The following is a 19,849-nucleotide window of genomic DNA, read 5'->3' on the forward strand; positions in this document are numbered from 1 at the left end:
CATGCAAGCCCGCATCCTGATCGTCGATGACCAGGCCGACACCCGGCGCTTGATCCGCTGGGCCCTGGAGGAGGTCGGCCACCGCCTGCACGAGGCGACCAATGCCGCGCTGGCACTGCAGATCGCGCAGGCGCTGCGGCCCGACCTGATGCTGGTGGACGTGGTGATGCCGGGCGAGATCGGCGGGCTGGAGCTGTGCGCCCTGGTTCGGCAAGACCCGACCCTGGTCGGCACCAGGCTGCTGGTACTGAGCGCCAGCGCCGCGCCGCGGGAGCGTCAGCGTGCACTGGCCGCGGGCGCCAACGCCTTCCTGGCCAAGCCCTTCAGCCCGGCCCGGCTGGTCGAGCTGATCGAAGACCTGCTGCGCGTGCCATCCTGAACAATAAAAAGGGCCGCCTCGCGGGCGGCCCTGGCTGGGAGCGGCGGGGCACGCCCCGCCGCAGCGCATCATCACTTGTGATACGCGGTCTCGCCGTGCGAGGTGATGTCCAGGCCCTCGCGCTCGGCCTCTTCCGAGACCCGCAGGCCGATCACCAGGTCGACGATCTTGAAGGCGATCAGCGACACCACGCCGGACCAGACGATGGTCAGCAGCACGGCCTTGGCCTGGATCCAGACCTGGCCGGCGATCGAATAGGCATCCGGCGCCACCATGGCCACCGTGACCCAGTCGCCGACGGCGCTGGGGCCACCCAGGTCGGGCGAGTTGAACACGCCGGTCAGCAGCGCGCCGACGATGCCGCCGACGCCATGCACGCCGAACACGTCCAGCGAGTCGTCCGCGCCCAGCAGCTTCTTCAGGCCCGACACGCCCCACAGGCAGGCGAAGCCGGCGATGAAGCCGATGATCAGGCCGCCCCCGATGCCGACATTGCCGGCCGCCGGGGTGATGGCCACCAGGCCCGCGACGGCGCCCGAGGCGGCGCCCAGCATCGAGGCCTTGCCCTTCAGCAGGGCCTCGCCGATGCACCAGGCCAGCACGGCGGCGGCGGTGGCGGCAAAGGTGTTCATGAAGGCCAGCGCGGCAAAGCCGTTGGCTTCCAGCGCCGAGCCGGCGTTGAAACCGAACCAGCCCACCCACAGCAGCGAGGCGCCGACCATGGTCAGGGTCAGGCTGTGCGGGGTGAAGGCTTCCTTGCCGTAGCCGATGCGCTTGCCCACCATGTAGGCGCCGACCAGGCCGGCCACGGCGGCGTTGATGTGCACCACGGTGCCGCCGGCGAAGTCCAGCGCGCCCCATTGCCAGATCAGGCCGGCCTTGCCGGTCATTTCCTCGGCCACATTGGCGGCCGCGTAGGCGTCCGGTCCCATCCAGAACCAGACCATATGGGCCATCGGGATGTAGCTGAAAGTGAACCACAGGGCCAGGAACAGCAGCACGGCGCCGAACTTGATGCGCTCGGCGAAGGCGCCGACGATCAGGCAGGCGGTGATGCCGGCGAAGGTGGCCTGGAAGGCGGCGAACAGCACCTCGGGGATGTAGACACCCTTGCTGAAGGTGGCCGCGTTGGCGAAGGTGCCGGCGGCGTTGTCCCAGATGCCCTTGAGCAGCACGCGATCGAAGCCGCCGACGAACTTGTTGCCCTCGGTGAAGGCCAGGCTGTAGCCGTACAGCACCCACAGCACGACGATCATCGAGAACGCGACCATCACCTGCATCAGCACCGACAGCATGTTCTTGCTGCGCACCAGGCCGCCGTAGAACAGGGCCAGGCCGGGCACGGTCATCAGGATCACCAGCAGGGTGGCGACCATCATCCAGGCGGTGTCGCCCTTGTTGGGCACGGGCGCCGGTGCGGCGGCCGCCGAGGCGGCCTCGGCCGGCGCGGAAGCAGCAGGAGCCGCGGCGTCGGAGGCTGCGGCCACCACGGCAGCGGCGGGGGCCGAGGCGGCATCCTGGGCCCAGACGGCCGGGGCCGGGGCGAACACCGCCGCGGCCAGCGCCAGGCTGGCAAGTAGTTTCTTCATGAGGGAATCTCCGGAAATTATTTGTTCGGTCTTGCGGGCGCGCTCAGAGCGCGTCCTGGCCGGTCTCGCCGGTGCGGATGCGCACCACCTGGTCCAGCGGCGACACGAAGATCTTGCCGTCGCCGATCTTGCCGGTACGGGCCGAGCTCTCGATCGCCTCGATGACCTGCTCGACCACGTCGTCGGCCACCGCCGCCTCGATCTTCACCTTGGGCAGGAAGTCCACCACGTACTCGGCGCCGCGGTACAGCTCGGTGTGCCCTTTCTGGCGGCCAAAGCCCTTCACCTCGGTCACGGTCAGACCCTGCACGCCGATGGCGCTCAGGGCTTCACGCACTTCGTCAAGCTTGAAGGGCTTGATGACGGCAGTGATCAGTTTCATGCGCTTCTCCTCGTCCACTCACTAGATTCAAAAGGTCTTCTTGACCGAGAACACAAAGGCATCCTTGCCCAGGTTCTTGTTCTTCGGCGCGTACACATAGGCGTCGGTGTCGGTGATGACGGCCGCCAGGCCGAAGACGAAGCCGGCGAACTCCTTGTTGACCGTGACCGAGTAGTCGGTATAGGAGAAGTCGCTGTTGTTCTTGACGCGCTGATAGCCGACATGGGGCGTGATCGTGTAGCCGTCGAACAGCTCGATGGTCGCGGCCGCCTCCAGGTACTGGCTGTTCTTGCTGTCGGCGAAGCCGAACAGATTGCTGACGCTGTGCGAGTACTTCAGCGTGGCCGGGCCCAGGCCCAGCGCACCGTAGATTTCCTGGGTGTTGGCGCTGGGATGCAGCTTGTTCTTGGGATAGCTGTAGGTCAGCACGCCCACATCGACCGTGACCCCCTTGAGCAGCTCGGTCTTGTAGCCGCCGTAGACGTCGATCTCGACGTCGGCATCGCCGCCGGCGTCCTTGATCCACTTGATCGACGAAGCCCAGGCGCCGACATAGAAGCCGCTGTCGTGGGCGTAGTCGATGCCGCCCTGCACGGCCGGACGCAGGCGGGTCTGGGAGATGCCGCGGTAGCGGTAGTCGGTCGTCAGGCTGACGTTGAAGGACAGGGGGCTGGCCTCCTGGGCCTGAACGACGGGCGCTGCGCCCAGGGTCAGGGTGGCGGCAAGCGCGGCAAGCATCAACTTCATCGCGGGACTCCTAGCTGGATTTGTGTATGGGGAGGCGGGACTTCGCAGCAGCGTTGCAGCTTCCGTGCCAGGCGCCGCCCCATCGGTCGGCCGTCATTCCATGCGAGAAGATCCCCCGGATTGCACCGTTTTGGTTCCGAAATGTCAAAGCTCCAGCTTGGTGCGTGCCCCTTTTCCGTGCATCACGGCGCCGCCACAAGCGCCTCGGCGGCGCCACAATCGACCCGGGAACTTGGTCTGCGCCACAGGCGCCGGGAGGGCCGTCCGATGTCCTTGGCCGTTGTCCACAGCCGCGCGCTCGATGGGCTGGCCGCCGTGCCGGTCAGCGTGGAGGTCCATCTGGCCAACGGCCTGCCCTCCTTCACCCTGGTCGGTCTGGCGGACACGGAGGTCAAGGAGGCGCGCGAGCGGGTGCGCGCGGCCCTGCTGAACAGCGGCCTGGGCTTCCCGCACAACAAGCGCATCACCGTAAACCTGGCGCCGGCCGACCTGCCCAAGGAAGGCGGCCGCTTCGACCTGCCGATCGCCCTGGGACTGCTGGCCGCCAACGGCCAGATCGACGCCGCACGCCTGGCCGGGCTGGAATGCGCGGGCGAGCTGTCGCTGGCCGGCGAGCTGCGCCCGGTGCGCGGCGCGCTGGCCATGGGTCTGGCGCTGCGCCATGGCGGTGCAGCGCGCGCCCTGGTGCTGCCCGAGGCCAGCGCGCAGGAGGCCGCCCTGGTCGGCGAGGCGCGGGTACATGGCGTGCGGCATCTGCTCGATCTGGTGGCGGCGCTGAGCCCCGGCAGCACCGAGACGCTCGCGCGGGCCCGGCCGGCGCAAGGCCCGGCCATGTCCGAGACGCCCCTGCCCGATCTGCGCGACATCAAGGGCCAGCCCGGCCCCAAGCGTGCCCTGGAAATCGCCGCGGCCGGGGCCTTGAGCCTGCTGCTGATCGGCCCGCCGGGCACCGGCAAGTCGATGCTGGCGCAGCGCCTGCTGGGCCTGCTGCCGCCGCTCAGCGACGAGGAGGCGCTGGAGTCGGCCACGGTGCTGAGCCTGGCCGGCCAGTTCGAGCCCGCGCAATGGGGCCGGCGCGTGCTGCGCGCGCCGCACCACAGCGCCTCCAGCGTGGCCCTGGTGGGCGGCGGCTCGCCGCCCCGCCCCGGCGAGATTTCGCTGGCCCAGCATGGCGTCCTGTTCCTGGACGAACTCCCCGAGTACCCGCGCGCCGCGCTGGAGGCCCTGCGCGAGCCGATGGAGAGCGGCCGCATCCTGATCGCCCGCGCGGCGCGCCGCGCCGAGTTCCCGGCGCGCTTCCAGCTGGTGGCCGCGATGAACCCCTGCCCCTGCGGTCAGCAGGGCAACCCGCTGCGTGAATGCCGCTGCACGCCCGACCAGGTGGCGCGCTACCAGGCGCGCCTGTCCGGCCCCTTCCTGGACCGGCTGGACCTGCTGGTCGAGGTGCCGGTGCTGGCGCCGCAGACGCTGGCGGCGGCGCCGGACGGCGAGGCCAGCAGCGTCGTGGCCGCCCGCGTGGCGAGCGCCCATGCCCGGTCGCTGGGGCGCCAGGGCTGCGCCAACGCGCAGCTGACGGCCGGCCAGCTGGAACAGCATGCGCAGGCCAGCCCGGCCGCCACCGCGCTGCTGCAGAAGGCCGCGGCGCGCCTGGGCTGGTCGGGCCGCGGCTACCACCGGGTGCTGCGGGTGGCCCGCACCATTGCCGACCTGGCCGCCAGCCCCGCCATCGAGCCCGCCCATATGGCCGAGGCCGTGCAGCTGCGACGCGGTTTGCAGGCCTCGGGTTAATACGGAGAACGCCCCGGCGATCAGCAAATGTTGAGTCCGATGATCATTATTTCTCGGTCGACCTTTGCGCCGGATTGCCGGACATTCGCGCCACTACCCATGCCCCAAGGAAGCCTCCGATGAAACGTCTGTTGCTCAGCGCCACCGCCGCCGTCCTGCTCTCCAGCGCCGCCCAGGCCGTCACCTGGAATATGTCGGCCGAACAGCCGGACGCCAACTACCTGACCCAGAACGTGCGCCAGTTCGCCGAGGACGTGAAGGCCGCCACCGCCGGCCAGCTGGAATTCAAGGTGCAGAGCAATAGCGTGCTGCTGAAGCGCCCCGAGGTGAAGCGCGGCGTGCAACAGGGCATCGTGCCGATCGGCGAGGTGCTGATGTCGGCCCTGGGCAACGAGGACGCGATGTTCGAGATCGACAGCGTGCCCTTCCTGGCCAGCTCCTTCGACGCCTCCGAGAAGCTCTGGAAGGCCGCCCGCGAGCAGATCGCGCAGCGCCTGGACAAGCAGGGCCTGGTGCTGGTCTACGGCTCGCCCTGGCCGCCGCAGGGCATCTACACCAAGAACCCGGTGGCCGCGATCGGCGACTTCAAGGGCGCGCGCTTCCGCGCCTACAGCGCCTCGACCAGCCGCATGGTGACGCTGATGGGCGCGGTGCCGACCACCATCCAGACCGCCGAGGTGCCGCAGGCCTTCTCGACCGGCGTGATCGACATGATGATCACCTCGCCGGCCACCGGTGTCGACACCCAGGCCTGGGACTACGTCAAGCATTACTACGACGCCCAGGCCTTCATCCCGCAGGCCATCGTCATCGCCAACAAGCGCTCGCTGGCGGCCCTGCCGCCGGCCCAGCGCCAGGCGCTGCTCGACGCCGGCAGACGAGCCGAGGCGCGCGGCTGGGCCCAGGCCCGCGAGCTGACCGCCAAGCTGACCCAGACCCTGGCGAGCAAGGGCATCTCGGTGCAGCCGGTGCCGGCCACCATCGCCACCGAGCTGAACAAGATCGGCGCGACGATGGCCGAGGAATGGACCAAGAAGGCCGGCCCGGACGGCGCCAAGGTCCTCGAAGCCTTCCGCAAGTAATCGAACCACAAGAAAGGCAATCACCATGGCTGTTCTCGACCGTCTCTCCAAGGCCTCCGGCGCGGCCTCGGCCATCGCGCTGGCCGCCATCGCCCTGGTGATCGCCGCGCAGATCGGCGCGCGCCTGGCCGGCCAGCAGATCCCGGCCGCCGACGACTTCGCCGCCTGGGCCATGGCCGCCTCGGCCTTTCTGGCCCTGCCCTATGCGATGCGCCATGGCGACCATATCCGCGTCACCCTGGTCCTGCATTTCCTGCCCAAGCGCTGGGAGCACGGCTTCGAGCTGCTGGCCTCGGCGCTGGGCGTCGCCTTGTCGAGCTGGGCCGCCTGGCACACGGTGAACTTCGTGCTCGATTCCTGGCGCTACGACGAGGTCGCGCAGGGCATGTTGCGCGTGCCGCTGTGGATCCCGCAGCTGTCGATGGCGATCGGCATGGCACTGCTGGCCCTGATGCTGATCGACCGCCTGTGGCGCGGCCTGCAGGGCCGGCCGCTGAGCGACTCGCCCGACGGCGAAGCCGCCCGCACCGAATAAAGAAAAAGGACTCCTCTCATGAGCGATCTTGCACAAGCGGGCGTCCTGATGGCCCTGCTCTTCCTGATGCTGGGCCTGGGCGTCTGGGTGGCGCTGGCCCTGATCGGCTGCGGCCTGGCCGGTCTGATCTTCTTCACCGACGCGCCGGCCGGCGTGCTGTTCGCCACCACCGGCTGGGGCTCGACCGCCAGCTGGGCCCTGACCGCCCTGCCGCTGTTCATCTGGATGGGCGAAATCCTCTACCGCACCCGCTTGGCCGAGGACATGTTCTCCGGCCTCGGGCCCTGGGTCCATGCGCTGCCGGGCCGGCTGGTCCATGTCAATGTGCTGGGCTGCGGCATCTTCGCCGCGGTCAGCGGGTCGTCGGCCGCCACCGCCGCGACGATCGGCAAGATCTCGCTGCCCGAACTGAAGGCGCGCGGCTACGACGAGAGCATCAGCATCGGCTCGCTGGCCGGCGCCGGCACGCTGGGCCTGCTGATCCCGCCGTCCATCGTGATGATCGTCTACGGCGTCGCGGCCCAGGTCTCCATCGTCAAGCTGTTCACCGCCGGCATCCTGCCCGGCATCATGATGATGCTGCTGTTCTCCGGCTATATCGCGATCTGGGCGCTGCGCAACCCGGGCAAGGTGCCGCGCGACGAGGAGCGCATCGGCTGGGGCGAGCGCTTCGGGCGCCTGCGTCTGCTGGCCCCGGTGGTGCTGCTGATCGCCGGCGTGATCGGCTCGATCTATGCCGGCATCGCCACCGCCACCGAGGCCGCCACGATCGGCGTGATCGGCTCGCTGATCATCGCCGGCCTGGGCGGCTCGCTGGACCGCAAGTCCTTTGTCGCCAGCCTGATGGGTGCGGCGCGCACCTCCTGCATGATCACCTTCATCCTGCTGGGTGCCGCCTATCTGACCAGCGCGATGAGCTTCACCGGCCTGCCGGCCAATGTGGCGCAGTGGATCGCGTCGATGCATCTGTCGGCCTATGGCCTGCTGACCGTGCTGACGCTGTTCTTCATCCTGCTGGGCTGCTTCCTCGACGGCATCTCCATCGTCGTGCTGACCACGGCCGTGCTCTTGCCGGCCGTGCAGGCGGCCGGCATCGACCCGCTGTGGTTCGGCATCTACCTGATCCTGGTGGTCGAGATGGCGCAGATCACGCCGCCGGTGGGCTTCAATCTGTTCGTGATCCAGGGCATCACCGGCAAGGGGCTGTTCACGCTGGCGCGCATGGCCTTCCCCTTCTTCCTGCTGCTGGTGCTGGCGACGGTGCTGATCACGCTGTTCCCGGACATCGTGATGGTGCTGCCGCGCGCGATGGGCTGAGTCCGCCATGAAACGCATACTGATTGCCAACCGAGGCGAGATCGCCTGCCGCATCATCCGCGCCTGCCAGGCGCTGGGGATTGAAACGGTCGCGGTGTATTCGGAGGCCGATGCGAACTCCTTGCATGTGGAGCTGGCAGACTTCGCCGAGCCCATCGGCCCGGCGCCGGCCGCGCAGAGCTATCTGAACGGCGCGACCATCCTCGAGGCCGCGCTGCGCCATGGCGCCGACGGCGTCCATCCCGGCTACGGCTTCCTGTCGGAGAACACCGGCTTCGCCCGCGCCGCCGAGGCCGCCGGCGTCACATGGATAGGCCCGGACCCCGACAGCATCGAGGCGATGGGCGACAAGCAGCGCGCCCGCGCGATCGCGGCAGGCGCCGGTGTGCCGACCCTGCCGGGCAGCCAGCGTTTCGCGGTGGACGCGCTGGACGGCATAGCAGCGGCGGCCCGGCAGGTCGGCTACCCGCTGCTGGTCAAGGCCACCGGTGGCGGCGGCGGCATCGGCATGCGCCGGGTCGATACGCCCGAGCAGCTGCTGGCCGCGGTGGCCGCGACCCAGGCCTTGGCCGCCAAGGCCTTCAAGGACGGGACGGTCTATCTGGAGCGCCTGGTCGCGCGCGCCCGCCATATCGAGATCCAGGTCTTCGGCCATGGCGACGGCACGGCGGTGCATCTGCTCGAGCGCGAGTGCTCGGTGCAGCGCCGCTTCCAGAAGATCGTCGAGGAAAGCCCGGCGCCGGGTCTGCCCGCGGCGATGGTCGAGCGCATGGCCGCGGCCGCCGTCGCGCTGGCCGCGCACCAGCGCTACCGCGGGCCGGGCACGGTGGAGTTCATCGTCGATGCCGACAGCTTGGAGTTCTTCTTCCTGGAGATGAACACGCGCATCCAGGTCGAGCACCCGGTCACCGAGATGGTCACCGGCTGGGACCTGGTGCAGGCGCAGATCCGGCTGGCCGCCGGCACCTTCGCGCCCACGCCGCAGGCGCAGATCGTGCCGCGCGGCGCCGCGATCGAATGCCGCCTCTATGCCGAGAACCCGGCCAAGAATTTCTTCCCTTCGCCCGGCCCTTTGAAGGTCTTCGGCCTGCCGCTGGGCATGGCTCATGTGCGCATCGACACCGGGGTGCGCGAGGGCGACCAGATCACGCCCTTCTACGACCCGATGATCGCCAAGCTGATCGTCTGGGGCGAGGACCGCGGGGCCGCGCTCTCACGGCTGCGCGCGGCGCTGGCGGCCAGCCGCATCGAGGGCGTCAAGAACAATCTGAGCTTCCTGGCCGCGGTGGCCGAGCATGCCGATTTCGTTGCCGGCGCGGTCGATACCGGCTGGGTCGAGCGCGAGCGCCAGGCTTTGCTGGCGGAAGTGGCGACCCTATGACCGAGACAGCTATGGATTGGCGCATCGATGCGGTCGGCGACCGCTGCCTGCTGGTGGGCTTGGGCACCACGGTGGACCCGGCCACCAGCGCCCGCGTGCATGCCTTCGTGCAGCGCCTGCGCGCCCAGCCGATTGAGGGCCTGCGCGACATCGTGCCGGCCTTCAGCACCGTGGCCCTGCACTACCGGCCCGAATGCTTCGGACCGACCCCGTTCGCCATGCTGAAGGCCCGGCTGCTGGAGCTGCTGGCCCAGCCGCTGGACGCCCAGCAGGCCGCGCCGCGCGTGATCGAGATCCCGGTCTGCTACGGCGGCGACTACGGGCCCGACCTGGAGGACGTGGCACAGCGCTGCGGCCTGAGCACCGAGCGCGTGATCGCGCTGCATCTGGAGTCGGCCCATCGCGTCTACATGCTGGGCTTCGCGCCGGGCTTCCCCTTCATCGGCGGGCTGAACCCGCTGCTGTCGATGCCGCGCCGACCGACGCCGCGCACCCATATCCCGCCCGGTTCGGTGGCGATCGCGCGCGAGCAGACCTGCATCTACCCGCTGGAGACGCCCGGCGGCTGGAACATCCTCGGCCGCACCCCGGTGCGCCTGTTCGAGGCCGGCGCCGAGCCGCCCTGCCTGCTCGGTCCGGGCGACGCGATCCGCTTCGTGCGCATCGACGCCAACACCTATGAGGCGATGCTGGAGGCACGGCAGTGAGCGCAAGCATGATCGAAGTCATCAAACCCGGCGCGCAGTCGCAGCTGCAGGACCTGGGCCGCTACGGCTATCAGCACCTGGGCGTGCCGGTCTGCGGCGCGATGGACGAGCTCTCGCACCGTTGCGCCAATCTGCTGGTCGGCAATCTGCAGGACGAGGCCACCCTGGAGATCGTGCTGATGGGTCCGAGCCTGCGCTTCGAGGCCGCCACCCAGATCGCGATCTGCGGCGCCGACCTGTCGCCCACCTTGGACGGCGCGCCGCTGGCGCTGAATCGGCGCATCGAGGTGCCGGCCGGCGCACTCCTGGCCTTCGGCCGGCGCGTCAACGGCCTGCGCAGCTATCTGGCGGTGCGCGGCGGCTTCCCGCTGGCGCCGCTGATGGGCAGCCGCAGCACCTTTGTGCGCGGCGGCTTCGGCGGCCATCTGGGCCGCGCGCTGCGCAAGGGCGATCGGCTGGAGATCGCCGCGTTCAAGCCGACCGGCATCGCGCTGCCGGACTTCCCGGTCGACAGCACCTTGCCGACGACCGAGATCACGCCGCTGCGCGTCGTGCTCGGCGAGCATTGGGCCGGCTTCACGGATCAGGCCCAGGCCCTGTTCGCCGAGGCCAGCTTTCGCATCAGCCCGCAGTCCGACCGCATGGGCTACCGGCTCGAAGGTCCGGCCTTGGCGCGCCGCGTGCCCGGCGAGCTGATCTCGGAGGCCGTCAACTTCGGCAGCATCCAGGTGCCGCCCGATGGCCAGCCCATCGTCCTGATGGCCGAGCGCCAGAGCACCGGCGGCTATCCGAAGATAGGCCATGTGATCAGCGTCGACCTGCCGCTGCTGGCACAGCTGGCGCCGCAGCAGGCGCTGCGCTTCGTGCCGGTCGCGCTGGAGACGGCGCAAACCCTTTATCTGCAACGCGAGCAGCGGTTCGCCGCCGCGCTGGGAGCCGCATCATGACAAGCACCAAGACCCTGGACCTGAACTGCGACATGGGCGAAGGCTTCGGCGCCTACACCATGGGCAACGACATCGCCATCCTCGACCATGTGACTTCGGCGAACATCGCCTGCGGCTTCCATGCCGGCGACCCGGGCACGATGCGCCGCATCGTCACGGCCGCCGTCGCCAAGGGCGTCGCGGTCGGTGCCCATCCGGGCCTGCCCGATCTGCAGGGCTTCGGCCGCCGCGAGATGAAGATCTCGCCGGCCGAGGCCTATGCGATGGTGCTCTACCAGATCGGCGCACTGGCCGGCTTCGCCAGGGCCGCCGGCGGACGCCTGAACCATGTGAAGCCGCATGGCGCGCTCTACAACATGGCGGTCAAGGATCGCAAGCTGTCCGACGCGATCGCGCAGGCGGTGCGCGACTTCGATCCCGACCTGATCTACTTCGGCCTGGCCGGCAGCGAGATGGTCAAGGCCGCCGAGGCGCTGGGCCTGCGCGCGGCCAACGAGGTGTTCGCCGACCGCAGCTACCAGGACGACGGCTCGCTGTCGCCGCGCGGCCTGCCCGGCGCGATGATCGAAGACCCCGATCGGTCGCTGGCCCAGGTGCGCCAGATGCTGGCCGGCACGGTCACCGCGCTGAGCGGCGCCGTCGTGCCGGTGCGCGCCGACACGCTGTGCCTGCACGGCGACCAGCCCGGCGCGCTGGAGTTCGCGCGCCATATCCGCGCCGCGCTGACGGCCGACGGCGTCGCGCTGCGGGCGCCCGCTCACCGATGAGGCCCGGCATGGCAGAACTCGGCGTCAATTCCGAAGCCAGCGGCAGCGTCTGGAAGATAGCGGTCGTGCTCGGCCAGCAGGTCGCCGAGGGCGACACCCTGCTGGTGATCGAGTCGATGAAGATGGAGCTGCCGCTGGCCGCACCGGCCGCCGGCGTCGTGGCGCAGATTCTGGTCGCCGAGGGCGCGATGGTCGAGGAAGACCAGCCGCTGCTGGTGCTGTCGCCGACGAGCTAGTCCCGATCGCCCAGCTGCGGCCGCACCCAGTCGGCGCCGACCCGCTCGCAGAAGTCGGCCACCACCTCGCGCACCAGGCCGGCGGTCTCGCGCACCGCCGTGCTCATGCGACTCTCGGTGATCGAGGTGATCAGCATCGAGGGCAGCGGCGGCCCCTCGCACTGCCATAGCCGGCCCTGCGCCAGCTGCTGGCGCACGAACACCGGCGGGATCGCCGCGATGCCATAGCCGTCGCTGGCCAGCTGGATGATGGACTCGACCGAGGGGAAACTGCAGACCCGCGGCTCGGTGTCGCGATCGACGAACAGCGCCCGCACATGGGCCTGCGGGCTGGAGGTCTTCGAGAAGGTCAGCACCGGCACGCGCTCCAGATCCTCCACCGTCAGCCGCCCGCTGGCCGGCAGCAGCTCGGGCTTGGCGACCCAGCGCAGCGGAAACTCGCACAGCGGCGTGACGCGGTAGTCCAAGGTGCCGATCGCCTCGGCAAAGGGATCGTTCTGGATCATCAGATCCAGCTTGCGCAGCCGGAACTGGTCCTGCAGATGGCGTGCGGTGTCGACCGTGATGTCGGGGTTGATCTGCGGATAGCGCTCGGCCAGCTGGCGTATCAGCGGCGACAGCCAGGTGTGCACCACCGACTCGATCGCGCCGATGCGCACCCGGCCGGCGGCCGGCGCATCGGGCCGGGTCGAGAGCTTCAGCTCGCGCTCCAGCGCCAGCATGCGTTCGGCCTGGCGCAGCACCTGCTCGCCGACCTGGGTCAGGGCCAGGCGGCGCGCGCTGCGGTCCACCAGATCGGCGCCCAGTTCCTCCTCCAGCGCGGCAATGCGCTGCGAGATTGCCGCCTGCGTGGTGATCATCACCTGGGCGGTCTCGCGGAAGCTGCCGACACGCGACAGCACGACCAGGGTTTCGAGGAATTTGGTGTTCACGGAGATCCTAGCGAGTCGGCGCAGCGGCGTCGCCGCGCGCCGACAAGTGTAGGACCTCGACTTCCGGGGATCAGCGGCGCTGCAGCTGGCCGTCGTGCAGCTGCACGGTGTCGCCGACCTTCAGCTTCGGGTCCTGGGCCTGCTCATGCTTGCGGCTGCGGCCGTCCTTGCCGACCAGCTTGACCACCCAGACCTTGTGGGACTTGGCGCTCTTCTCGATCTCGTTGCCGGCATAGCCACCGGCCACCGCACCGCCGACGGTGGCGATCTTCTTGCCGCTGCCGCCGCCGACCTGGTTGCCCAGCAGGCCGCCGACCACGGCGCCGCCGACCACGCCCAGGCCGCTGGCCTGGCCCTTGCGCTCCTCGGTGTGCACATTGGCCACCCAGGCGCAGTCATGGCACAGCTTGGCCAGCTGGGCCTTGCTGGGGCCGGAGGCGGCATGCCCGGGCTGGGCCATGGCACCGGCGCTCGCCAGCAGCAGAACGGGGAACAGGAAATACTTGGACATGACCGAGTCCTTATGAAGATAGGGCGGGTCCGAGCATGCCACGCGCGTCTTCGCGCGAGCAAATCCCGGCGCCCCGGATGTCCGTGCGGACGAAGGCGTTGACGAAGGAAGGCGCCGAGCGCCGGCTCAATGCTGCTGCAGCAGACCGTCGCGCAGCACGACGACATCGCCGGCCTGCACGTTCGGGTTCTGGGCCTGCTCATGGCGGCGCGTGCTGCCGTCCCGGTCGGCCAGCTTGACGACCCAGACGCGCGAACTCTTGTGGCGCTTCTCGATCTCGTTGCCGGCATAGCCGCCGGCCACGGCGCCGCCGACGGTGGCGATCTTCTTGCCGCTGCCGCCGCCCACCTGGTTGCCCAGCAGGCCGCCGATCACCGCGCCGCCGATCGCGCCCAGGCCGCTGCCCTGGCCCTGGCGCTCCTCGGACTGCACCGAGACGACGCGCGAGCATTCATCGCACAGGCGCGCCGGTGCGGCGGTGCTCGCGACCGGCTGCTGCTGATGATGCTGTTTCGCGGGAGCGGGCTTGCTGCTGTTGCTGACCGGCCGCGGGGCCGGTTCGGCCGTGGGCTCGGTGGCATTGGCCGCGAGCTTGTTGCTGCTGCCGACCGGGGCGGCGGGCTGTTCTTCCTTGACCGGCTCGGCCGGGGCGGTGCCTTGCGAGGACCGGCCCAGCGCAAAGGCGCCGCCCAGCAGCACCGCGGCGATCGCGGTGGCGGCAATGGTCTGGCTGGCGTTGAGGGGCATCTTCATATTCTTGAACTCCGAAAAACGAGGATGCCATTGCAACGCGGCAGCCCCCCGATCGGTTGCCTCGGAGTTGTAAGCGCCTGTCAGCCCAGCAAGGGCGCCAGCGCGCGCTGCGCGTCGGCACGGTCGAGCGCGCAGCGCGCCGCCCAGTCGGCCAGTTGGTCCTCGCCGATGCGGCCGACATTGAAGTAGCTCGCATCCGGATGCGCCAGGTAGAAGCCGCTGACGCTGGCAGCCGGCGTCATCGCCATCGCGTCGGTCAGGCCCATGCCGATCTCCTCGGGATTCAGGGCCTTGAACAGCTCGCGCTTGACCAGATGGTCCGGGCAGGCCGGGTAGCCGGGCGCGGGCCGGATGCCGCGGTACTTCTCGGCGATCAGTTCCTCGTTGCTGAGCGCCTCGTCCTGCGCATAGCCCCAGAACTCCTGGCGCACGCGCTGGTGCAGGCGCTCGGCAAAGGCCTCGGCCAGGCGATCGGCCAGGGCCTTCAGCATGATGGCCGAATAGTCGTCGTGGTCGGCCAGGAATTGCTGTTCCTTCTTCTCGACGTTCAGGCCGGCTGTGACCGCGAACAGGCCGATATAGTCGGGCACCGTGCCCTTGGCGGCGATGTAGTCGGCCAGGCAGCGGTTGGGCCGCTTCACGCCCTCGACCACCGGCCGCTCCGACTGCATGCGCAGGCCGCGCCAGCTCATCAGCACCTCGCTGCGGCTCTCGTCGGTATAGATCTCGATGTCGTCGTCATTGACCTGGGCGGCCGGGTAGAGGCCGCACACGCCGCTGGCCTGCAGCCAGCGCCCCTCGATCAGGCGCTGCAGCATGCGACGGCCGTCGCTGAAGACGCGCTGCGCCTCGGCGCCGACGATCTCGTCCTTCAGGATCGCCGGGAAGGGCCCGGCCAGATCCCAGGTCTGGAAGAACGGGGCCCAGTCGATATGCTGGGCCAGCTCGGCCAGGTCGTAGTTCCTGAACACGCGCCGGCCGATGAACTTCGGCACCGGCGGCCGGTAGGCCGACCAGTCCAGCTTGACCTTGTTCTCGCGCGCCTGCGCCAGCGTGACCAGCGGGGTCTGCTTCTTGCTGGCGTGCAGCCGGCGCACCTTCTCGTAATCGGACTTCAACTCGTCGATGAAGCGGGTCGCGCGCTCGTCGCTCAAGAGCTCGGTGCAGACGCCCACCGAACGCGAGGCATCGGGCACATAGACCACCGGGCCTTCGTAATGCGGGCTGATCTTCACCGCCGTATGCACGCGGCTGGTGGTGGCGCCGCCGATCAAGAGCGGGATCTTCTTCATGCGGAAGTAGTCGTCGCGCTGCATCTCGGCCGCCACATGCTGCATCTCCTCGAGGCTCGGGGTGATCAGGCCCGAGAGGCCGATGATGTCGGCGCCCTCGACCTTGGCCTTGGCCAGGATGTCCTGGCAGGGCACCATCACGCCCATGTTCACCACCTCGTAGTTGTTGCACTGCAGGACCACGGTGACGATGTTCTTGCCGATGTCGTGCACATCGCCCTTCACGGTGGCGATCACGATCTTGCCCTTGGGCTTGACGTCGCCGCCGCTAGCGGCCAGCTGGCGCTTCTCTTCCTCGATATAGGGCACCAGATGCGCGACCGCGCTCTTCATCACGCGAGCCGACTTCACCACCTGGGGCAGGAACATCTTGCCCTGGCCGAACAGGTCGCCCACCACGTTCATGCCCGCCATCAGCGGGCCCTCGATCACATGCAGCGGGCGGCCGCCGCCGGCCTGGATCGCCACCCAGGCTTCCTCGGTGTCCGCGACGATGAAGTCGGTGATGCCGTGCACCAGCGCATGCGAGAGCCGCTCGTTGACATTGCCGGCGCGCCAGGCCAGGCGCGCCGAATCGTCCTTGGCCGCGCCCTTGGCGCTTTCGGCCACCTCGATCAGGCGCTCACCGGCGTCGGCGCGGCGGTTCAGCACCACGTCCTCGACCCGCTCGCGCAGCACCGGCTCCAGATCGTCGTAGACGCCCACCATGCCGGCGTTGACGATGCCCATGTCCAGGCCGGCCTGGATCGCGTGGTAGAGGAACACCGTGTGGATGGCCTCGCGCACCGGGTCGTTGCCGCGGAAGCTGAAGCTCACGTTGGAGACGCCGCCGCTGACCTTGGCGCCGGGCAGGTTCTGCTTGATCCAGCGCGTCGCGTTGATGAAGTCCACCGCGTAGTTGTCATGCTCCTCGATGCCGGTGGCGATCGCGAAGATGTTCGGGTCGAAGATGATGTCCTCGGCCGGGAAGCCCACCTCGTCCACCAGCATGCGGTAGGCGCGCTCGCAGATCTCGATCTTGCGCTGGTAGGTGTCGGCCTGGCCCTTCTCGTCGAAGGCCATCACGACGGTGGCCGCGCCGTAGCGCTTGAGCAGCTTGGCCTGGCGCTTGAATTCGGCCTCGCCCTCCTTCAGCGAGATCGAGTTGACGATGCCCTTGCCCTGGATGCACTTCAGGCCGGCCTCGATCACCTCCCACTTGGAGCTGTCGATCATGATCGGCACCCGCGCGATCTCGGGCTCGGAGGCGATCAGCTTCAGGAAGCGCACCATCGCGGCCTTGCTGTCCAGCATGGCCTCGTCCATATTGATGTCGATCACCTGGGCGCCGTTCTCGACCTGCTGGCGCGCCACCGCCAGCGCCTGCTCGAACTGGCCGTTCAGAACCATGCGCGCGAAGGCCTTGGAGCCGGTGACATTGGTGCGCTCGCCGATGTTGACGAACAGCGTGCCGGCGCCGATCTGCACCGGTTCCAGGCCGGAGAGCTTCATCGGTGGCGGGGCGGTGCGGGCGGTGGCGGTAGTGGACATGGCGGCCTCAACGAGAGAGCGTGGCCGCGAACTCACCGCGGCCACGAGCGTGGATCGGTGAGCGTCGTTGGTCGGGACCTGCGGCTCTGCCGCAGCCCCTTGATCCGAGCCTGGCGGCATCAGCCGTCGCAACGCTCCTCGGACCGCGTGCGATTTTACGCTGAAGCCTGGTTCACCCTCTGAAGACCCGCCCTCGGCAGGCCGACAATCGGTGCAGAACGAAGCGAGATATCTTGGACCTGATCCCCCTGCCCCCGAACAGCCTGCGCATCGGCCAGCTGCTGGACTTCTCGGTGCGCGACGCCGACGGCAAGCTGCTGATCGCCCGCGGCCAGGTGCTGCACGACAGCCCCCTGGTGCAGGGCCTGATCGAGCGCGGCGCCTGGGTGCTGGCCGAGGAGACCCGTGCCTACCAGCGCGCCTTCGCCCACAAGGTCGACACCATGATGCACCGTGGTGCCACCCTGGGCGAGATCTCCCGGGCACGCGGCGATTTCAGCAGGGCCGTCGACAAGGCCGCCATCACGCAGCAGCTCAACAGCCAGGCGGCCTGGGCCGACCTGCAGCTGCGCTGCCACGCCCTGCTGCGCGAGCCGCGGCCGGAGGACTTCCTGGCGCGCTTCACGGCCCTGCGCCAGGAGATGGTCGAGCGCCTGCAGCAGCATACCGACGCCACACTGATGCTGCTGATCTTCGAGGCCAGCCAGGACTACCAGCGCTACAGCGCCCGCCATGCGCTGCTGAGCATGGTGCTGGCCGAACTGGCCGCGCGCCAGCTCGGCTGGGCGGACGACATCCGCGAGGTGCTGAGCCGGGCCGCGCTGTCGATGAACATTGCGATCAGCGCCCTGCAGGACCGCCTGGCCGGCCAGGCCGACCTTCCCGACGCGGCCCAGCGTGCCCAGCTGGACGCCCATGGCGATCGCGGCGCCGAGCTGCTGCGGGAGCTCGGCGTGCAGGACGCGCTGTGGCTGCAGATCGTGCGCCTGCATCACGAGGCCGGCCCCGGCCCGCTGGCGGGGCGCAGCATGGCCGAGCAGATGGCACGGGTGCTCAGGCGCGCCGACATCTATGGCGCCCGGCTCGCCCCGCGGCGCTCGCGCCGCGCGCTATCCGGCGCGCAGGCGGGCCGCGCCGCCTACCTGGACGAGCTGCAACAGCCGGACGAAGCCGGCGCGGCCCTGATCAAGGCCGTGGGCCTGTATCCGCCGGGCAGCCTGGTGCGCCTGGCCAATGGCGAGGTGGGCGTGGTGGCCAAGCGCGGCCACAGCGCCAACGAGCCGCTGGTCGCGGCCCTGCTGGGCCGTAGCGGCACGCCGCTGAGCGAGCCGGTGCCGCGCGACACCCGTCTGGCCGGCCAGGCCATCGCCGCCAGCCTGGCCCCGCACGAACTCAAGCTGCTGCTCAATATGGAAAAGCTGCTGAAGCTCTACTAGGCCTCGACCAGTTCGCTGAAGAAGCGCTGGCCGCAGGCACGCGGCCTGTAGGCCGAGACATTCTCGGCGATCGCCGCGATATGGGCCGGCGTCGTGCCGCAGCAGCCGCCGGCGATGTTCAGGAAGCCGGCCGCGGCGAACTCGCGCATCAGCCGGCCCGTGACCTCGGGCGTCTCGTCGAAGCCGGTGTCGCTCATCGGATTCGGCAGGCCGGCGTTCGGATAGCAGCTGACCGCGGTCTCGCCGGCCGCCTTGACCAGCTCCTCCACATAGGGCCGCATCAGCGTCGCACCCAGCGCGCAGTTCAGCCCGATGGCCAGGGGCCTGGCGTGGCGCACCGAATGCCAGAAGGCCGTGACGGTCTGGCCCGACAGGATGCGGCCGGAAGCGTCGGTCACGGTGCCGGAGATGATCACCGGCAGGCGCTCGCCGGTGTCGTCCATCAGCTCGTCCAGCGCGAAGATCGCGGCCTTGGCATTGAGCGTGTCGAAGATGGTCTCGACCAGGAACAGGTCGACGCCGCCGTCCAAGAGGCCCTTGGCCTGCTCGTAGTAGGCGGCGCGCAGGGTGTCGAAATCGACGTTGCGGGCGCCGGGGTCGTTGACGTCCGGACTGATGCTGGCGGTGCGCGGCGTCGGGCCCAGGGCACCGGCGGCGAAGCGCGGCTTGTCGGGCGTGCTGTACTTGGCGCAGGCGGCCCGCGCCAGCTGCGCGGCGGCGACGTTCATCTCATAGGCATGCTCGCCCAGCGCATAGTCCTCCTGCGCCACCGAGGTGGTGCCGAAGGTATTGGTCTCGATGATGTCGGCGCCGGCGGCCAGGTACTGCTCGTGAATCTCGCTGATCACCTCGGGCCGGGTCAGCACCAGCAGGTCGTTGTTGCCCTTCAGGTCCTTGCCGTGGTCGGCGAAGCGCTGGCCGCGGTAATCGGCCTCGGTGAGCTTGTAGCGCTGGATCATCGTGCCCATCGCGCCGTCCAGGATGGCGATGCGTTGTTGCAGAATCTCGGGCAGCTGCGCGCCACGCGTGTAGGTCGTCGAGGTGGGGGCGTTCATGCTCCCATTGTAAGAAGCGCGTCAATACCCCTGTTCATGAAGCACCTGCTCCCCCAAGAGGCCCACCTCTATCTGCAACAGCATCCCGAGGCGCTGTTCGTCGACGTGCGCATGGAACTGGAGTATCTCTACGTGGGCCACCCTCCCGGCGCAGTGCATGTTGCCTGGTACGAATATCCCGAGATGCACCCGGACCCGGCACGCTTCGTCGCGCAGGTCCGGCGCGAGGCTGGCGGCGACCTGGACCGCCCCCTGGTACTGCTGTGCCGCTCCGGCACCCGCACCATCGCGGCCGGCGAGGCGCTGGAGGCGGCCGGCTTCAGCGACATCGTCAATGTCGTCCACGGCTTCGAGGGCGACCCGGACGAGAACTTCCAGCGCGGCAAGCGCAACGGCTGGCGCTTCGACGGCCTGCCCTGGGAGCAGATGTAGCGTCGGCGCGTCGGCCTCGGCCGCAGGCAGCCCCAAGCTTCACCAAGGCAG

Annotated in this window: 20 protein-coding genes and 1 riboswitch; of the genes, 12 read left to right on the forward strand and 8 right to left on the reverse strand. The window is 69.3% G+C overall.

Going from position 1 to position 19,849, the window contains the following annotated elements; all coding sequences use genetic code 11:
* Position 1: 1 nt before the first annotated feature.
* Positions 2-379 (forward strand): response regulator, encoded by a 378-nt coding sequence (locus tag AC07OQ_RS08020; protein ID WP_495052576.1) that lies wholly within the window; start codon positions 2-4, stop codon positions 377-379.
* Positions 380-450: 71 nt separating this feature from the next.
* Here AC07OQ_RS08020 and amt read toward each other — a convergent pair whose 3' ends face one another.
* The 3 genes from amt to AC07OQ_RS08035 are packed head-to-tail and all read right to left on the reverse strand — an operon-like array spanning position 451 to position 3,097.
* Positions 451-1,968 carry an ammonium transporter gene (amt, locus tag AC07OQ_RS08025; RefSeq protein ID WP_495052577.1) on the reverse strand — a complete coding sequence of 506 codons (1,518 nt, stop codon included), beginning with the start codon at positions 1,966-1,968 and terminating at the stop codon, positions 451-453.
* Between the two features lie 43 nt (positions 1,969-2,011).
* Positions 2,012-2,350 (reverse strand): P-II family nitrogen regulator, encoded by a 339-nt coding sequence (gene glnK / locus AC07OQ_RS08030; protein WP_195795606.1) that lies wholly within the window; start codon positions 2,348-2,350, stop codon positions 2,012-2,014.
* 27 nt (positions 2,351-2,377) lie between these two features.
* Positions 2,378-3,097, reverse strand: coding sequence for a TorF family putative porin (locus AC07OQ_RS08035; protein ID WP_495052578.1), 720 nt, complete (start codon positions 3,095-3,097; stop codon positions 2,378-2,380).
* Between the two features lie 267 nt (positions 3,098-3,364).
* Here AC07OQ_RS08035 and AC07OQ_RS08040 point away from each other — a divergent pair, with 267 nt between their 5' ends.
* The 9 genes from AC07OQ_RS08040 to AC07OQ_RS08080 all read left to right on the forward strand — a co-directional run bounded on the left by AC07OQ_RS08040 (position 3,365) and on the right by AC07OQ_RS08080 (position 11,857).
* Positions 3,365-4,885 (forward strand): YifB family Mg chelatase-like AAA ATPase, encoded by a 1,521-nt coding sequence (locus AC07OQ_RS08040; RefSeq protein WP_495052579.1) that lies wholly within the window; start codon positions 3,365-3,367, stop codon positions 4,883-4,885.
* A gap of 119 nt (positions 4,886-5,004) precedes the next feature.
* A complete protein-coding gene (locus tag AC07OQ_RS08045) occupies positions 5,005-5,967 on the forward strand; it encodes a TRAP transporter substrate-binding protein (protein WP_495052580.1) in 963 nt (320 codons plus the stop codon).
* A gap of 25 nt (positions 5,968-5,992) precedes the next feature.
* The gene (locus AC07OQ_RS08050; RefSeq protein WP_495052581.1) at positions 5,993-6,502 is read left to right on the forward strand and encodes a TRAP transporter small permease; all 510 of its coding nucleotides are present in this window, start codon (positions 5,993-5,995) and stop codon (positions 6,500-6,502) included.
* An 18-nt stretch (positions 6,503-6,520) separates the two neighbouring features.
* Positions 6,521-7,819, forward strand: coding sequence for a TRAP transporter large permease (locus tag AC07OQ_RS08055; RefSeq protein WP_495052582.1), 1,299 nt, complete (start codon positions 6,521-6,523; stop codon positions 7,817-7,819).
* Between the two features lie 7 nt (positions 7,820-7,826).
* The gene (locus AC07OQ_RS08060) at positions 7,827-9,200 is read left to right on the forward strand and encodes an acetyl-CoA carboxylase biotin carboxylase subunit (protein ID WP_495052583.1); all 1,374 of its coding nucleotides are present in this window, start codon (positions 7,827-7,829) and stop codon (positions 9,198-9,200) included.
* Positions 9,197-9,907 (forward strand): 5-oxoprolinase subunit PxpB, encoded by a 711-nt coding sequence (gene pxpB / locus AC07OQ_RS08065; protein WP_495052584.1) that lies wholly within the window; start codon positions 9,197-9,199, stop codon positions 9,905-9,907. The genes AC07OQ_RS08060 and pxpB overlap by 4 nt, the downstream gene beginning before the upstream one ends.
* An 8-nt stretch (positions 9,908-9,915) precedes the next feature.
* Positions 9,916-10,854, forward strand: a complete 939-nt coding sequence (locus tag AC07OQ_RS08070) for a 5-oxoprolinase subunit C family protein (protein ID WP_495052585.1) — start codon at positions 9,916-9,918, stop codon at positions 10,852-10,854.
* Entirely contained in the window at positions 10,851-11,621 is a 771-nt protein-coding gene (locus AC07OQ_RS08075) for a LamB/YcsF family protein (protein ID WP_495052586.1), read from the forward strand. The genes AC07OQ_RS08070 and AC07OQ_RS08075 overlap by 4 nt, the downstream gene beginning before the upstream one ends.
* Positions 11,622-11,629: 8 nt before the next feature.
* Positions 11,630-11,857 (forward strand): acyl-CoA carboxylase biotin carboxyl carrier protein subunit, encoded by a 228-nt coding sequence (locus AC07OQ_RS08080; RefSeq protein WP_495052587.1) that lies wholly within the window; start codon positions 11,630-11,632, stop codon positions 11,855-11,857.
* Here the strand turns inward: AC07OQ_RS08080 and AC07OQ_RS08085 are convergent.
* The 4 genes from AC07OQ_RS08085 to metH form a co-directional block, all read right to left on the reverse strand.
* The gene (locus AC07OQ_RS08085) at positions 11,854-12,789 is read right to left on the reverse strand and encodes a LysR family transcriptional regulator (protein WP_495052588.1); all 936 of its coding nucleotides are present in this window, start codon (positions 12,787-12,789) and stop codon (positions 11,854-11,856) included. The genes AC07OQ_RS08080 and AC07OQ_RS08085 overlap by 4 nt on opposite strands.
* A 70-nt stretch (positions 12,790-12,859) precedes the next feature.
* Positions 12,860-13,300: a glycine zipper 2TM domain-containing protein gene (locus AC07OQ_RS08090; RefSeq protein ID WP_495052589.1), complete on the reverse strand. Its 441-nt coding sequence runs from the start codon at positions 13,298-13,300 to the stop codon at positions 12,860-12,862.
* A 126-nt stretch (positions 13,301-13,426) separates the two neighbouring features.
* Positions 13,427-14,053, reverse strand: a complete 627-nt coding sequence (locus tag AC07OQ_RS08095; RefSeq protein WP_495052590.1) for a glycine zipper 2TM domain-containing protein — start codon at positions 14,051-14,053, stop codon at positions 13,427-13,429.
* Between the two features lie 80 nt (positions 14,054-14,133).
* Positions 14,134-16,875, reverse strand: a complete 2,742-nt coding sequence (gene metH, locus AC07OQ_RS08100) for a methionine synthase (RefSeq protein ID WP_495052591.1) — start codon at positions 16,873-16,875, stop codon at positions 14,134-14,136.
* A 52-nt stretch (positions 16,876-16,927) separates the two neighbouring features.
* A riboswitch (S-adenosyl-L-homocysteine riboswitch) is annotated at positions 16,928-17,021 on the reverse strand.
* 87 nt (positions 17,022-17,108) lie between these two features.
* Here metH and AC07OQ_RS08105 point away from each other — a divergent pair.
* Positions 17,109-18,311, forward strand: a complete 1,203-nt coding sequence (locus tag AC07OQ_RS08105) for an HD-GYP domain-containing protein (RefSeq protein WP_495052592.1) — start codon at positions 17,109-17,111, stop codon at positions 18,309-18,311.
* Here the strand turns inward: AC07OQ_RS08105 and AC07OQ_RS08110 are convergent.
* A complete protein-coding gene (locus tag AC07OQ_RS08110) occupies positions 18,308-19,366 on the reverse strand; it encodes a homocysteine S-methyltransferase family protein (RefSeq protein WP_495052593.1) in 1,059 nt (352 codons plus the stop codon). The genes AC07OQ_RS08105 and AC07OQ_RS08110 overlap by 4 nt on opposite strands.
* Before the next feature lie 36 nt (positions 19,367-19,402).
* Between AC07OQ_RS08110 and AC07OQ_RS08115 the strand changes: the two genes are divergently transcribed.
* On the forward strand, positions 19,403-19,798 hold the full coding sequence (locus AC07OQ_RS08115) for a rhodanese-like domain-containing protein (RefSeq protein ID WP_495052594.1): 396 nt from the start codon (positions 19,403-19,405) through the stop codon (positions 19,796-19,798).
* Positions 19,799-19,849 lie beyond the last annotated feature (51 nt).

It is taken from the genome of Roseateles sp. GW821-FHT09B06, from assembly GCF_059418245.1.

What these genes read in the sequence shown, in the direction of transcription:
- AC07OQ_RS08020 (WP_495052576.1), top strand. Translation starts at nt 2, where the DNA reads ATGCAAGCCCGCATCCTGATCGTCGATGACCAGGCCGACACCCGGCGC.
- amt (WP_495052577.1), bottom strand. Translation starts at nt 1,968, where the DNA reads ATGAAGAAACTACTTGCCAGCCTGGCGCTGGCCGCGGCGGTGTTCGCC.
- glnK (WP_195795606.1), bottom strand. Translation starts at nt 2,350, where the DNA reads ATGAAACTGATCACTGCCGTCATCAAGCCCTTCAAGCTTGACGAAGTG.
- AC07OQ_RS08035 (WP_495052578.1), bottom strand. Translation starts at nt 3,097, where the DNA reads ATGAAGTTGATGCTTGCCGCGCTTGCCGCCACCCTGACCCTGGGCGCA.
- AC07OQ_RS08040 (WP_495052579.1), top strand. Translation starts at nt 3,365, where the DNA reads ATGTCCTTGGCCGTTGTCCACAGCCGCGCGCTCGATGGGCTGGCCGCC.
- AC07OQ_RS08045 (WP_495052580.1), top strand. Translation starts at nt 5,005, where the DNA reads ATGAAACGTCTGTTGCTCAGCGCCACCGCCGCCGTCCTGCTCTCCAGC.
- AC07OQ_RS08050 (WP_495052581.1), top strand. Translation starts at nt 5,993, where the DNA reads ATGGCTGTTCTCGACCGTCTCTCCAAGGCCTCCGGCGCGGCCTCGGCC.
- AC07OQ_RS08055 (WP_495052582.1), top strand. Translation starts at nt 6,521, where the DNA reads ATGAGCGATCTTGCACAAGCGGGCGTCCTGATGGCCCTGCTCTTCCTG.
- AC07OQ_RS08060 (WP_495052583.1), top strand. Translation starts at nt 7,827, where the DNA reads ATGAAACGCATACTGATTGCCAACCGAGGCGAGATCGCCTGCCGCATC.
- pxpB (WP_495052584.1), top strand. Translation starts at nt 9,197, where the DNA reads ATGACCGAGACAGCTATGGATTGGCGCATCGATGCGGTCGGCGACCGC.
- AC07OQ_RS08070 (WP_495052585.1), top strand. Translation starts at nt 9,916, where the DNA reads ATGATCGAAGTCATCAAACCCGGCGCGCAGTCGCAGCTGCAGGACCTG.
- AC07OQ_RS08075 (WP_495052586.1), top strand. Translation starts at nt 10,851, where the DNA reads ATGACAAGCACCAAGACCCTGGACCTGAACTGCGACATGGGCGAAGGC.
- AC07OQ_RS08080 (WP_495052587.1), top strand. Translation starts at nt 11,630, where the DNA reads ATGGCAGAACTCGGCGTCAATTCCGAAGCCAGCGGCAGCGTCTGGAAG.
- AC07OQ_RS08090 (WP_495052589.1), bottom strand. Translation starts at nt 13,300, where the DNA reads ATGTCCAAGTATTTCCTGTTCCCCGTTCTGCTGCTGGCGAGCGCCGGT.
- AC07OQ_RS08095 (WP_495052590.1), bottom strand. Translation starts at nt 14,053, where the DNA reads ATGAAGATGCCCCTCAACGCCAGCCAGACCATTGCCGCCACCGCGATC.
- metH (WP_495052591.1), bottom strand. Translation starts at nt 16,875, where the DNA reads ATGTCCACTACCGCCACCGCCCGCACCGCCCCGCCACCGATGAAGCTC.
- AC07OQ_RS08110 (WP_495052593.1), bottom strand. Translation starts at nt 19,366, where the DNA reads ATGAACGCCCCCACCTCGACGACCTACACGCGTGGCGCGCAGCTGCCC.
- AC07OQ_RS08115 (WP_495052594.1), top strand. Translation starts at nt 19,403, where the DNA reads ATGAAGCACCTGCTCCCCCAAGAGGCCCACCTCTATCTGCAACAGCAT.